Source organism: Campylobacter sp. MIT 12-8780, from assembly GCF_006864535.1.
Lineage (GTDB): Bacteria > Campylobacterota > Campylobacteria > Campylobacterales > Campylobacteraceae > Campylobacter_D.
Map to the genome: position 1 here is coordinate 133,023 of NZ_QHLL01000004.1, position 13,410 is coordinate 146,432.

Here is a 13,410-nt window from a genome sequence, read left to right on the forward strand (position 1 = left end):
TTGAAAAAATGGATTTTTTGCTTTGGTATAGCTTTTTTAACTTCTATTCAAGCTATGCCTTTGCAAAAATCCATTGACATCATGCAATTTAAAAATCCTTTTTATGATGAAGATATAAAGATTGATACAAATTTAAAACTTCAAGCAATTTTTAATCAAAAAGCCAAAATAAATGGAATTTGGTATCAAGTAAATGAAGCATTAGATAATGCTCGCTTGCTTGAAATTTCAAATGACTCTGTGCTTTTGCAAAGAGATCAAGAGCTTTTTTATCTTAAGTTAAAAAGGATAAACCATAAAGTTTTTATTGATTAGCTGCTTTTTGCTTGTAATGTTGCAAAGCCACTTAAATGCGTGCTCTAAACGCCTTTTTGACTTAAGTGTGCTTGAAGAAGTAAGCACTGAAGAAATTTTAGAAGAACTTGCTTTAGAATGCTCTTTTAGCATTATTTTTGCTGATGAAAGCGCAAGAGACAAGATCAATCTTTTGCAAAAAAATATCTATATCAAGCAAATGAGCTTAGATGAGATTTTTCATACTCTTATTAAAGAGCAGAATTTGCATTTTGATTTTAATGGCAAAATTCTTAAAATTTCAAGCTTTAAAACCCAAACCTTTAAACTCAGTTATATCACTTCTATCCGTGAGGGACAAAGCGTAACTAAAGCTTCTGTTGATTCGCGTTCAAAGCAAAATGATTTTGGTGGTATTGAAGCAAATACTGAAGATAATGTTGTAAAAAGCTTAGAACGTTTTGATTTTTGGCAAGATATAGAGGTCCAACTTGCAAATTTACTTGAACTTGAAAAAGAAAATAAAGCCATCATCATCAACGCAAACACCGGACTTATAACCATTACAGGCACACCAAGCCAGCTTTTAAGAGCTAAACAATACATCGATACACTTAGAGCCAGACTTAAAAAGCAAGTCATCATTGATGTTTCAATCATCGCAGTAAGCCTTAATGAAACGCATTCAAGTGGGATTAATTGGCAAAATTTCAGCCTTGATTTTAACAGCCAAAACAAAGACGGCACAAACTCAAATTTAAGCTTTCAATCAGATCAAAGCGGAAGCTTATTTGTAAGGAATTTGGGTTTAAATGCTAATGTAAATTTAAGCTCAGTGCTTAATTTTCTCTCACAAAATGGACAAACAAAAGTGCTTTCAAATCCAAAGCTTGTCGCCCTAAACAATCAACAAGCCATCATCTCAGTAGGTGATACTATAAATTATCAAGTCAAAGAAAGCTCAAAAAGCACAGAAAGTGGGACAACTGTGAGCGAGGTTTTTAACAATTACTCCATTTTTGTAGGCATACTGCTTAATATACTGCCAGAAATTTCAGATGATAATAAAATCATGCTAAGGATAAATCCTAGTCTAAGCAGTTTTAAATACCCTCAAGATAGCCGCAGACAAGACACGCCACGAAGCATAGCCCCTGATACCATACAAAAAAAACTCTCCACAGTCGTGCAAATGGATAATAATCAAACCCTTATTTTAGGCGGACTCATCAGCCATGATGAACTAAGCGATGAAAACTCAGTTAGCTTTTTGTCCTCAATCCCTCTTTTAGGAGCTTTGTTTCGCAGTGAAAATCAAGGCAGACAAACAAGTGAGATCGTTTTTATCATCACACCTCGCATTATTGAAAGCTCAAGCTCGCCAAGCCTTAAGGACTTAGGATATTCGCTATGAGTGAAGTTTTTGTGCCACTTTATTCACAACTTTGCGTTTTAAATGAAATTTTAAACGCCTTGAAACTCAAGCAAAATTTGATCTTGCTTGTGGGAAAAAGTGGGAGTGGAAAAAGCATTTTGCTTCATCAGCTTCAAAAAGAACATAAACTCATACTTTTTAATGAACCTTTTAGTGATGAAAATGCTTTTTTAAAAGCTTTAAGTAGAAGCATTTTTAAACAAGAGTTTGAATTTAAAGAGCTTTGCTTAAGATTAAAAGAGCAAAAGCAGCTCATCATCGCCCTTGATGAGCTTGGAATGTATGAAAAAAAGGTGCTTGAAAGATTGCGTGTGCTTAGCGATATAGGCAATATAAGCTTTATTTTAAGCACGCATAAACTGCTTGATGATTTTCATAAAGAACATTTTAAAAGCCGAATTTCAGGTATTTTTGAGCTTTCAAATTTAAGTTTAACTGAGCTTGAAGCTTATCTTGAGCTTAAATTTGAACTTAAGCTTAAATCCTCAAATGCAAAATGGCTTTTAAAGCTTGCAAAATACAATCTAAGAACCCTTGATAAGCTTATTTTGAGTTTTAAAGACTTGCAAATTCATTATAAAAATAAGCCAAAAAGTGAAAAAACTTTGCTTGAGCTGAGTGCTTTGTATCACAATATTTTAGGATAGCTTATGACTGAATACCAACTTCAAGAACTCGAGCAAAAATACAAGGCTTATAAATTCAAACATTTTGCTTTAAAATTTGCCTATCTTGCTTTGTGTGCGGGCTCTTTGGCTGGGGTATTTTTCTTTTTACAAGAACAAAATTTACAAAAAGAGCGGATTAAAATCGCTTTGCATGAGAAAAATAAAATGCTTCAAAGACTAGAGCTTGCAAAAGCTAAACTTGCAAAAGAAGAACTTTTAGCAAAAATAAATGCAAAAGATCAGGCTTTGAATTTAGCCCCTTTAAGCCCACAAAAGAAAGTCATTCTTAAATCCTACCCCATAAATCCAGCCAAATTAAAAGCTGAGTTTTACGCCAAAGAAAATACGCAAAGTGCTTTAAAGCTTGCTTCTTTTCATCTTGAAAATAAAGACTATGAAAAAGCTATATTTTGGGCTTTAAAGGCGAATTCTTTAGATGCAAAAGAGCCAAATTCATGGCTTATTTTTGCAAGGGCTAAAAATTTGCAAGGTAAAAAAGAAGAAGGCTTAAAAGCCCTTGAAAACTATCTTAGCTTTTATGGAAGTGATGATATGCAAAATTTTATCTTAGACTAATTTTTTATCCTTTAAAATCACATACATTTTTATCGTCGAGATGAAAAAGGTTAAAATCGCAGGTCCTAGTATAATGCCCCAAAAACCAAAGCTTGAAATTCCAGCAAGCATGGATAAAAAGATGAGAAGCTCATTGATCTGCGTTGGAGTTTTTACAAGCTTTTCATTAATCCACTTGATAATCAAAGGCTTGATGAAAGTATCAGCAATAAGTGAAATGATGATAATAGAAGCTAAAAATATCCAAGCTGCGTTTTGCCAGCCATTTAAAGCAAATTCATATAAGCTTAAAGGCACATATACCAAAGCTCCACCAACTGCTGGTATAAGTGAAGAAAAAGCAAAGATAATGCCAAAAAGCACGCCATCATAACCAAAAAAAGCAATGATAAGGGCAAATAAAATCCCCTCAAGTATAGAAATAACAGCAGTTGAGTAAAACACCACCGCCATGACATTACCTACCTCGCTTAAAATTTCATTTAATTCTTCTTTGCTGATAGGAATGACTGATTTTAAGTAGATGATAAGCTGGGTGCCATAAAGATTAGCAAAGAAGTAAAAAACGATGATTAAAACCATATCAGTAAGAAATTTCGCCCCGATTTTTGTGAAATTTCCAAGCTGAGTAAAAGCATTTTTTGAAAGGCTGTTTAAATCAATACTAGCGATAAATTCCCTTATCTTTGGCTCTAAAAAGGCTAAGGACTCGGGCAAATTAAACTGATAGTTTTTAAAATAAAGCAAAGTAGCATTTAAATGACTGATATCAAAATTTTTTAACGCTACGCCCATTTTTGTAATGGCATAAAAAAATGGCACAAAAAAAAGCAGAAGCATAAGCGTAGTCGTAGAACTTGCCGCAAGCACTTTTTTACCATGAAAAAGGCTTAAAAATTTAGCATTGATATTTGAGGTAGCAACTGCCATCAAAGAAGCAATAGCTATAACCATCAAAAAGCTTTTAAACAAATACAAAAGCAAGCACAGCACCACTAAAATCAAGCCTATGAAAAAAAACTTCCCATTCATGAGTTTTGTCCTTAAATTTAAAAAAGCATTATAACACAAATGTGTTGAAAGAAAAAATTACAAAATAAGTCAAAAAATTTTGATCTTATATCTTGCCTTGAAATAGTTTTTTCAGTGATTGTGAAAACAGATTGTCATATTTTACTTGTTTTGCTCGTAATATTTTTTTTCTTGCTTATTTTTAATCAAACAAGCCCTTCTCATACCCAAGCTTTAAAATTTCATAGCTTTTAAGGCTAGCAACTCGTCCTTTTGCGGTGCGTTCTATGTAGCCATTGGCGAGCAAATAAGGCTCTATCACATCTTCTATGGTATTTTCATCTTCACTTAGTGCTGCTGCTATGCTAGCAAGCCCTATAGGACGCCTTTTGGCTGCTGTTAAAAGCTCTAAATACCGCAAATCCATAGTATCAAAGCCAAGTTCATTTACCCCAAGTGAGTTTAAAGCCTGCACGGCTCTTGCTTCGCTTATGTTTGTTTCGTCATTTACCTCAGCAAAGTCCCTTACTCTTTTAAGCAAACGCAAGGCTATTCTAGGCGTTGAGCGGCTGCGTTTTGCTATCTCTAAAGAAGCGGCTTTTTCACACTCTTTATCAAGCTTCAAGCTTGCTTTTTGTATGATTAAGGCTAGTTCTTCATCGCTATAAAATTCAAGGCGAAACTGCATACCAAAGCGATCTCGTAAAGGATTGCTAAGCATTCCAGCCCTTGTTGTAGCCCCAATGAGCGTAAATTTAGGCAGATCTATCTTGATAGTTTGAGCCGCAGGTCCGCTTCCTATGATAATATCAAGCCTAAAATCCTCCATAGCAGAGTATAAAACCTCTTCAATAGCCGGACTTAAGCGATGAATCTCATCGATAAAAAGCACATCGCCTTCACTTAAATTTGTCAAAATCGCTGCTAAATCCCCACTTTTTTCTATCATAGGTGCGGCTGTGGTTTTGATATTTGCCCCCATTTCACTAGCGATAATATTTGCAAGCGTAGTTTTACCAAGCCCAGCAGGTCCACTAAAGAGGCTATGATCAAGGCATTCACCCCTTTTTTTAGCCGCTTGTATAAAAACACTTAGGTTTTTTTTAATTGTTTCTTGTCCTATGTAGCCTTCAAAATTTGAAGGACGTAAAGAGCTTTCATAAGCTTCATCTGGGGAAAATTTTTCTATTTCTACTATTCGATCCATTTTTGCACTTGTGATAAATTTATTACGAGATTTTAGCTAAAATTTGCTAGAATTAGGTTAAAAATAAAAAGACTTAGCGGAAATTATGGGGATATTACAAAATTTAGAGCAAGATTTTGAGCATGATGATATAGAAAAATTTTTGCAATTTTTTCGCACTATGTGTGATCGGTTTGAACCTCTTATCATCAAGCTTGCAAGCGATACAGACAAATACAAGCAGGCTATTGATGAGCTTGAAACCCTCGCACACAACACAGCTTGGGCTTCAAGAAGGCTTGAGCTTGTTGAGGTTACTGATCTGTGTGTGTTTTGCGAGGAGCTTATGAGTCAAGCAAAACGTTTTACTGGTCCAGCAAGTGATGAATTTACGGATTGGCTTTTGCTTTTAAGCGATCAATTTGAGAAGTATTGCAGGAGCTATGAAAACGATGATGCGGTTTTAGCTGTTTTTAATCCAAGTTTGGTTAAAATGCCAAATTCCATATCCAAGTAAGGGGGCGACTTGGCTTCGACAGGAGCAGGGTGGCTTAGGTGGCATACCGCTTTGGACAAAGCGTTAAAAGTCCGACCAAATTTAAACGCAAACAACGTTAAATTCGCTCCTGCTTACGCTAAAGTAGCCTAAGTTCAGTTGAGCCTTGCTTTTTGATGATACTATCTAGTTAAAACAGCGAGTAATCCTTTGATAGCGTAGTTTCAAGTTTGACGATCTTGAGATGAAGTTTAGTCTTAGCTGTGCTTAAAAGTTTTGGAAGATGAGCTTGGTGCAGTGAAGTTTTCATCTTTACTAAGTATGTAGAGGCTTAAGTTGTTTTGTTTTTGGACAGGGGTTCGATCCCCCTCGCCTCCACCATTTTGAGTTTTTACTCATATCCTTATCTTATAGAAATACCAAATAAATTAATCGTTGTTTTTATCACAAGTTGGAAAAAAGGCAGAGTAAGAATGCAAATAAATCAAAAAGGCTAAAAAAGGTAAAAATTGAGTTTTCAAGGAGCTTAAAAGATAAAGCCCCTTGAATTTCGTTATGCTTGAGTGTTTTGATTTTTGCTTATCGCGTCAATCATTTCTTTGTGTCGTTTTTGGTTTATTTTTTGGTTGATTGCCATGATCGCCCAAATAGTAGCTGGTAGCCAACCTATCATGGTGCATTGCAAAATAAGGCAAAAGATACCTTGTATCCAAAAACCCTTGATCATTAAAGCAAGCCAAGGGAAAAATATAGCCAAAGCATAGATCATTTTCTCCTCCTAAAATAAAATAAAAGAAAAATTGTACCCCCCCCCCCCCCTGAAAAAATGCTTAAATTTAAGGATATTTTTATAAAATTTTTGTGTTTTGTTTATCATTTTTCAAAATTAATATGATACAATTCTTATTAAAAGAGAATTTTTATTATCTAAGGTTTTTTTATTTATGGATATAAGTTCAAGTCAAGTTTTATTTGCATTTTTGCTTGCCGCTTTGGCTGGTTTTTCAACGGCTATTGGTGCGATTATCGCCTTTTTTTCAAGACAAGATAATCTAAAAGTCCTTTCTATAGGGCTTGGGTTTTCAGCTGGAGTGATGATTTATATCTCTTTTATGGAGATTTTGCCTCAAGCTTTTAAGGATTTTTCTCGCGTATATGAGGGGTTTTGGGGCGAATTTATCGCTATAGTGTGCTTTTTTCTTGGCATTGTGTTATCAGCTTTTGTAGATAAACTTATCCCTGAAAATTTACACCTTGATGAAAAAGGGCAGTATGATGAGCTTAAGATTTGCCCTCTTGTTGAACGCAAAACAAATGCGAGGGCTGAATTTAACAACTCAAAGCAAAAAGCACTTAAACGCACTGGAATTTTAACCGCCATAGCCATAGCCATACATAATTTTCCAGAAGGTTTTGCGACTTTTGTTTCCTCGCTTGATAATCTTTCTTTTGGCATAGCCATAGCCATAGCTGTTGCTATTCACAATATCCCAGAAGGTATGGCGGTTTCTTTGCCGATTTATCACGCTACTGGAGATAAGAAAAAAGCCTTTATCTACTCAGCGCTTTCAGGGCTTACTGAGCCAATCGGTGCTTTGGTGGGTGTGTTTTTGCTCCTACCTTTTGTGGGGGATTTGACTTTGGCTTTTACCTTTGCGATTATTGCTGGGATTATGGTGTATATCTCTTTTGATGAGCTTTTACCAGCAGCTAGGGTGTATGGGGAGGCTCATCACTGCTTGTATGGCTTGCTTGCGGGTATGGGTGTAATGGCTTTAAGTCTTGCTTTGCTGAATAATGCTTGAAATTTATTTTGAAAGTAAAAGATAAAGACAATATGCTTTTATAAGCTTTGCTTTTTGTTTGAAATTTATCTTTTAAGTTGAGCCGATCTTTTAAACGCTATCACTAGCATAAACTACCCCAGAATAATTAAGCTAGGGTAGTTTTAGGAGATTTTAGAAAGTTAAGTTTTGTATCACACTTTGAAAGCTTTCAAACAAGTCTATAAAAAGACTTATTTGAGTAAATTCCAGCTTTTTAAGTAAAACTTTTCTAGCTAGAATTTAATGAATTTCTATAAAATTAGAAATTGAAAGTATAGCGAAGTCCTACAGCATAAGGTTGTTTAAGTTTGTCACCATCCTCATTATCATCAACTTTAGGACCAACTAAACCAAATCTACTCCAAAGCTCAAAGCCATGAGTTTGAGTGTAGTTTGCTCTTAAACCAAGATTGATACCAAGATCAAAACCATTTGCTTTTATATCGCTTACATTTTTTATTTTTACTTTATTGTTTGCATAATCAAGGCTCAAACCACCAAAAGCACCATATTCAAGATCACCACTTTGTAAGAAGTTATAAAGCACATCAGCATTTACGCCTATGTCAAATCTGTCAATTTGAGGATTATTACCACCTTTAGTCGCTTTAGTTCCATAAGTAAGATTTGCATAACCTCTAAAACCTAAATTGTCATCAAGGAAGTATTTATAACCACCAACTAAACCATAACGAAAGCCGTTGTATCCACTTTCACTACCTGCTTTATGTGAAGCATAGCCTCCGTCAATACCGACAAAAGCACCTGATTGTTCTGCTAAAGCTGCTGAAGAAGCTAGAGCTGAAACGAGAGCAAAGCTTGTTAAAACTTTTTTCATGTTAAGCCTTTCATAAAAAATAAAATGAAAGAAAATTGTATCCCCCCCCCCCCTTAATATAAACTTAAATAGCTCTAAAAATTACAAAAAAATGGGAATTTTTTAAAAAAAGATTAAGTTTTTTGAAAAAATGAGTAAAATTTTAAGAAATTTGCAAATTTTTTAAATATTTTTATTTTTTGGCTTATCAAAATTTAATTTTTAGCTTTTATTGCAAATTATTTAATGAAAAGTTCTTGAATGATGAGCTGTGGTGTTAAAAGCCCTCTGAAAGTGTTTTTAGAAATGCTTGCTATGCAAGTGATCTTTTCGCCTATCATTGGTTCTTTATCAAAGTTAAAAAATAAGGCTTCAATGTTGGCATTGTCCTTGCAAAGTATGAGCTTTAGGTGTTTTTCATCTTTGCCAAGTCTTTTTTTGTTTTTAACAACAAGTTCTTTAAATTCAAACAAAGGACGAGGGTTTTTGTGCCCGAAAGGCTCAAAATGTTCTAAAATTTCAAGCATTTCAAAATCCACTTCATTAATGTCTAAACTTCCTAAAAGCTCTTCTGAATTTACAAAATCTTCGCTTGGAAGTTCTTGACAAAGTTTTTCGAGATTGTTTTTAAAAAGTTCGAGATTTTTACATTCTAGCAACGCTCCAGCCGCCCCTTTGTGCCCTCCATACGCCAAAAGCAGATTTCTTTGACTTTCAATGAGTTTTAAAATATTTATTTTACCGACACTTCTAGCACTTCCTTTTGCCTTGTTTTCAAATTCACAAAACACAAAGGCTGGCTTGTTAAAATGTCTTGCTAGGCGACTTGCAACTATGCCTAAAACCCCTTCATGCCAATCTTTACCACTGACTAAGATAAAAGGTTTGCTTTCATCAACTTGTTTAAGACTCTCTTCAAAAAGCTGTCTTTCTTCTTCTTTTCTGGTGTTGTTGCATTCTACGATCTGTTTTAAAAGCTCTAAAGCCTTATCATAGTCTTTGGTGTGTAAAAACTCATAACTAAGCATCGCATCGTCCATTCTGCCAGCTGAGTTAATCAAAGGAGCGATTAAAAAGCCTATGTGATCAAGTTCAAATTTATCCTTTTGACAACAATGCTTGATCGCCTTAAAAGCAGGGCGTTTGGACGCATTTATCTTTTCTATGCCTTTTTTTACTAAAGCCCTGTTTAAGTCTCTAAGCTCCATCATATCGCCCATTATGGCTATGGCTAAAAGTTCGATAAATTTACACATATCGTATTTGAGTTTGCATACTTCTTTTAAAGCAGCGATTAAATACCAAGCCACTTGAGCCCCACAAATTTCAATATCTGGAAAATCACAACCTTTTTGCTTAGGATTAATGATAGCATAAGCTTTTGGTAGCATGGCTGGGGGCATGTGATGATCAGTGATGATAAGATCAATGCCTTTTTGCTCGCACAATCTTGCAGCTTCAGTTGCAGCTATGCCATTATCAACCGTGATGATAAGATCAACATTAAGCTCTTTAACGATGTCTTCATTTAAGCCGTATCCATCCTTAAAGCGGTTTGGGATTTTTACCACATAATCAAAGCCTATATCATCAAAAAACTCAGCCATAATCACACAGCTTATTACCCCATCAACATCATAATCACCAACAATAGCTACTTTTTCATTTTTTTCTATAGCTTCTTTGATGCGTCCAGCACCTTTATAAATATCTTTTAGGCGACTTGGTAGGGGTAAATCACATAAGTTTTTATGCAAGTCTTTTTCAAAACGAAGGGCTAAAATGCGTTTAATTTCTTCTTTACTAAGCGTGTTCATGATTTAGTGCTGCTTTGATAAAGGCTAAGATGACAGGATTGACACTCACAAGCCTTGAGGTAAATTCAGGATGAAACTGCACGCCGATGAAAAAAGGATGATCTTTAAGCTCCACAGCTTCGATCAAGCCCTTGCTTTCTCCACTTATAATCAGTCCTTTTTCTTCAAAATCTTTTCTATACTTAGGATTGGCTTCATAGCGGTGGCGGTGTCGTTCTTTGATACTTTTTTTACCAGCATAAATTTGACTTAAAAGGCTATTTTCTTTGATCTTGCATTCATACTCGCCAAGTCTCATTGTGCCGCCAAGTGGGGTTTGGTGGGTGCGGATTTGCTTGGTGCCATTTTTATCTATAAATTCATCGATTAAGAAAATCACAGGATTTTTACACTTGCTTTCAAACTCGCTAGAATTGGCATCTTTTAAGCCTAAAACATGCCTTGCAAACTCGATTAAGGCAAGCTGCATACCAAGACAAATACCTAAAAATGGGATTTTATGTACTCTTGCAAACTCAATAGCTTTGATTTTACCTTCAACGCCTCTATTTCCAAAGCCTCCAGCAACTAAAATTCCACTTACTCCCTTAAGTTGCTCGTTGATATCTTGACTCTCAAGTTTTTCACTATCAATCCACTTGATATTTACCCTTGTATCAAGTGCAGCTCCAGCGTGAATTAAGGCTTCAGTAAGGCTTTTATAGCTTTCTTTTAAATCTATGTATTTGCCTACAAAGGCAATTTGCACCTCATCACTTGGAGCGATTACTCTTTTAACAAGGCTGTCGTATTCTTTCATATCAGGCTTAAGATTTTTAAGCTCTAAAAGCGAGGCTATGGCGTTTAAAATGTCTTGTTTTAAGAAATTTAAAGGGATTTGATAAATACTTGGAGCATCTATGCTTTCTATGACGCAGTTTTTAGCTACCCCACAAGCTATGGCTATCTTTTCTTTAAGTTCACTTTCAAGGCTAAACTCGCTTCTACAGATAATCATATCAGGGCTTATACCTATACGGCGAAGTTCATTGACGCTGTGTTGGGTTGGCTTGGTTTTAAGCTCGCCTGCTGCTTTGATGAAAGGCACTAGGGTAAGGTGGATATTCATAGCGTTATTTTTACCTACTTCAAGTTTTAAAGCGCGTATGGCTTCTAAAAAAGGTAAGCCTTCTATGTCCCCAACTGTTCCGCCAATCTCAACTATAAGTATATCTTTACCAGATGCAGCTTGCTTGATACGTTCTTTAATCTCGCCTACTATATGAGGGATAACTTGTATGGTTTTGCCAAGATATTCACCCCTTCTTTCCTTTTCTATCACGCTTTGATAGACGCGTCCTGTGGTGAAGTTATTAAGCTGGCTTAAATTTTCATCTAAAAAACGTTCATAATGCCCCAAATCAAGATCAGTTTCAGCCCCATCAGCTGTTACAAACACTTCTCCATGTTCAAAAGGACTCATGGTGCCTGGATCAACATTGATATAAGGATCAGCCTTTAAAATGCTTACTTTTAAACCGCAGTTTTTAAGTATGGTAGCAATTGAAGCTGCGGCTATACCCTTGCCAAGCGAGCTTAGCACCCCTCCTGTTACGAAAATATACTTGGTTTGCTTTTCTTTCATTTGCTTGCTCTTTTTTTAAATTTGGCTAATTATAGCACAAGGAAGTTTTTATATTTCTAAAACTTTTTAAAAATATATCCCCCCTAGGGGCTTACGAAAAAATTTTTTTTAAGCTACAATGGGCTTTATTAATTCACTTGAGGATAAAAGATGAAATTTTTTATAAGCTTGTTTTTGCTAAGTTTTAGTCTTGTTTTTGCAAAAGATTTAACTATTGCCTATCCAGTAAATGTTGGAGCTTTAAATCCGCATTTGTATTCACCAAATCAAATGTTTGCTCAAGTTTTAGCCTATGAAAGCTTGGTAAGATACGGCGAAGATGGCAAGATAGAACCTTTAATCGCAAGTTCTTGGGAAGTAAGTAAAGATGGTAAAACCTATACTTTTTTTATCCCAAAGGGGCAAAAATTTGCAGATGGAACAAAGCTTGATGCTTATGCTGTAGAAAAAAATTTCAAAGCCATAATGCTAAACAAAGAAAGGCATTCTTGGCTAGGACTTACTCAAAAAATTCGTGCTTTTAAAGCCCTTGATGAGACGCATTTTGAGTTAAAGCTTGATAGTGCGTATTCAGCAACCCTAGCAGAATTAAGCCTGCCTCGTCCTTACCGCATACTTGCTCCTTCAGCCTTTCAAAGCGAGGATACTTCAAAGGGCATTAAAAAAGCCATTGGTTCTGGAGCCTTTGTTCTTAAACAAACTCGTTTGGGCGAATATGATATTTTTGAGCTTAATCCTTATTATAGAGGCAAAAAGCCAAATTTTGACCGCCTTATCATCAAGGTTTTACCTGATCCAAACTCACGCGTTTTAGCACTTCAAAGCAAGGGCATTGATCTTTTGGTGGGCGAGGATATTATTAGTTATGAAAATTTTAAACGTTTAAGCACAGATAAAAATTTTGTGACTAAACAATCAGGCGTTCAAGGCACAACTATGCTGACTATAAATGCTTCAAAAGATCATGCCACAAATGATATGAAGCTGAGAAAAACCATCATTCAAGCCTTTTGTAAGGATGTTGTGATGAAAGGGATTTTGCTCAATTTAAATCAAAAGGCAAATCAACTTTTCCACCCAAGTTTGCCTTATGCTGATCATGTAAGGCTTGAAAAAGAAGTGGATTGTAAAAGTGTAAAAGCTTATGATAAAAAAGTAAGTTTAGATCTTGTTTATATAGGCACAAATCCTATACAAAAGGCTATTGCAGAGGCTTTACAAGGGGACTTAGCAAGGGTAAATATACATTTGAATTTGCTTGCAAGTGAAGAAGTGAGCTTTTATCAAAGGCAAAGGAGTGGGGATTTTGACTTGATTTTTAATTCAACTTGGGGCAATCCTTTTGATCCTCACTCTTTCTTAGGTTCTATGCTTGAGCCTTCTCATGCAGATTTTATGGCTCAAAAGGATTTAGCCAATAAAGCAGAGATTGATAAAAGCATAAGAGCTATTTTAAACACTGCTGATGAGCAAATTTTAAGAAAGAATTATGATTTTGTCCTAAACGCCTTGCAAGAAAGCTATATATATTTACCTATAAATTATGAAAGCATTTTTGCAGTCTATGATAAAGCTAAGATCAAGCATTTTGAGTTTGGAGCTATGGCAACTGAGTTTATGCTCCACAAAATAGAGCTTCAAGAATAAATATGAACTTAAA

General features: G+C 35.3%; 13 protein-coding genes and 1 other RNA gene. 8 read left to right on the plus strand and 6 right to left on the minus strand.

The genetic code is table 11. The annotated features are described in order from the left end of the window. From DMB95_RS04425 to DMB95_RS04440, 4 genes are read left to right on the plus strand one after another with little or no spacing between them, the layout of a single operon-like run. The gene (locus DMB95_RS04425; protein WP_142931092.1) at positions 1-315 is read left to right on the plus strand and encodes a hypothetical protein; all 315 of its coding nucleotides are present in this window, start codon (positions 1-3) and stop codon (positions 313-315) included. A 16-nt stretch (positions 316-331) separates the two neighbouring features. Further along, the gene (gene mshL, locus DMB95_RS04430; protein WP_142931144.1) at positions 332-1,708 is read left to right on the plus strand and encodes a pilus (MSHA type) biogenesis protein MshL; all 1,377 of its coding nucleotides are present in this window, start codon (positions 332-334) and stop codon (positions 1,706-1,708) included. Further along, on the plus strand, positions 1,705-2,376 hold the full coding sequence (locus tag DMB95_RS04435) for an ATP-binding protein (RefSeq protein WP_142931093.1): 672 nt from the start codon (positions 1,705-1,707) through the stop codon (positions 2,374-2,376). Before mshL ends, DMB95_RS04435 begins: the two co-directional genes overlap by 4 nt. A gap of 3 nt (positions 2,377-2,379) precedes the next feature. Then, positions 2,380-2,973 (plus strand): CDC27 family protein, encoded by a 594-nt coding sequence (locus DMB95_RS04440; RefSeq protein WP_142931094.1) that lies wholly within the window; start codon positions 2,380-2,382, stop codon positions 2,971-2,973. Here DMB95_RS04440 and DMB95_RS04445 read toward each other — a convergent pair. Both DMB95_RS04445 and ruvB read right to left on the minus strand, forming a co-directional pair. Next, positions 2,965-4,005 carry an AI-2E family transporter gene (locus tag DMB95_RS04445; protein ID WP_137632436.1) on the minus strand — a complete coding sequence of 347 codons (1,041 nt, stop codon included), beginning with the start codon at positions 4,003-4,005 and terminating at the stop codon, positions 2,965-2,967. The two genes, DMB95_RS04440 and DMB95_RS04445, sit on opposite strands and share 9 nt — an antisense overlap. Before the next feature lie 181 nt (positions 4,006-4,186). Continuing rightward, a complete protein-coding gene (gene ruvB, locus DMB95_RS04450; protein ID WP_142931095.1) occupies positions 4,187-5,191 on the minus strand; it encodes a Holliday junction branch migration DNA helicase RuvB in 1,005 nt (334 codons plus the stop codon). A gap of 85 nt (positions 5,192-5,276) precedes the next feature. Between ruvB and DMB95_RS04455 the strand changes: the two genes are divergently transcribed. Next, positions 5,277-5,687 carry a histidine phosphotransferase gene (locus DMB95_RS04455; RefSeq protein ID WP_137632439.1) on the plus strand — a complete coding sequence of 137 codons (411 nt, stop codon included), beginning with the start codon at positions 5,277-5,279 and terminating at the stop codon, positions 5,685-5,687. Further along, positions 5,688-6,047, plus strand: a transfer-messenger RNA (tmRNA) gene (ssrA, locus tag DMB95_RS04460). Positions 6,048-6,219: 172 nt separating this feature from the next. Here ssrA and DMB95_RS04465 read toward each other — a convergent pair. Beyond that, complete coding sequence (locus DMB95_RS04465; protein ID WP_142931096.1) at positions 6,220-6,435, minus strand: YqaE/Pmp3 family membrane protein; 216 nt, start codon at positions 6,433-6,435, stop codon at positions 6,220-6,222. 175 nt (positions 6,436-6,610) lie between these two features. On the opposite strand from DMB95_RS04465, the gene zupT reads away from it, so the two are divergent. After that, positions 6,611-7,471, plus strand: a complete 861-nt coding sequence (gene zupT / locus DMB95_RS04470; protein WP_142931097.1) for a zinc transporter ZupT — start codon at positions 6,611-6,613, stop codon at positions 7,469-7,471. 280 nt (positions 7,472-7,751) lie between these two features. Here the strand turns inward: zupT and DMB95_RS04475 are convergent, their stop codons facing one another. The 3 genes from DMB95_RS04475 to DMB95_RS04485 form a co-directional block, all read right to left on the minus strand. Then, complete coding sequence (locus DMB95_RS04475; RefSeq protein ID WP_142931098.1) at positions 7,752-8,330, minus strand: outer membrane beta-barrel protein; 579 nt, start codon at positions 8,328-8,330, stop codon at positions 7,752-7,754. A gap of 218 nt (positions 8,331-8,548) precedes the next feature. Beyond that, positions 8,549-10,126: a single-stranded-DNA-specific exonuclease RecJ gene (gene recJ / locus DMB95_RS04480; protein WP_142931099.1), complete on the minus strand. Its 1,578-nt coding sequence runs from the start codon at positions 10,124-10,126 to the stop codon at positions 8,549-8,551. Next, positions 10,113-11,750: a CTP synthase gene (locus tag DMB95_RS04485; RefSeq protein WP_142931100.1), complete on the minus strand. Its 1,638-nt coding sequence runs from the start codon at positions 11,748-11,750 to the stop codon at positions 10,113-10,115. The genes recJ and DMB95_RS04485 overlap by 14 nt, the downstream gene beginning before the upstream one ends. Before the next feature lie 150 nt (positions 11,751-11,900). Between DMB95_RS04485 and nikA the strand changes: the two genes are divergently transcribed. Beyond that, positions 11,901-13,397, plus strand: a complete 1,497-nt coding sequence (gene nikA / locus DMB95_RS04490; protein WP_142931101.1) for a nickel ABC transporter substrate-binding protein — start codon at positions 11,901-11,903, stop codon at positions 13,395-13,397. Positions 13,398-13,410: the final 13 nt, after the last annotated feature.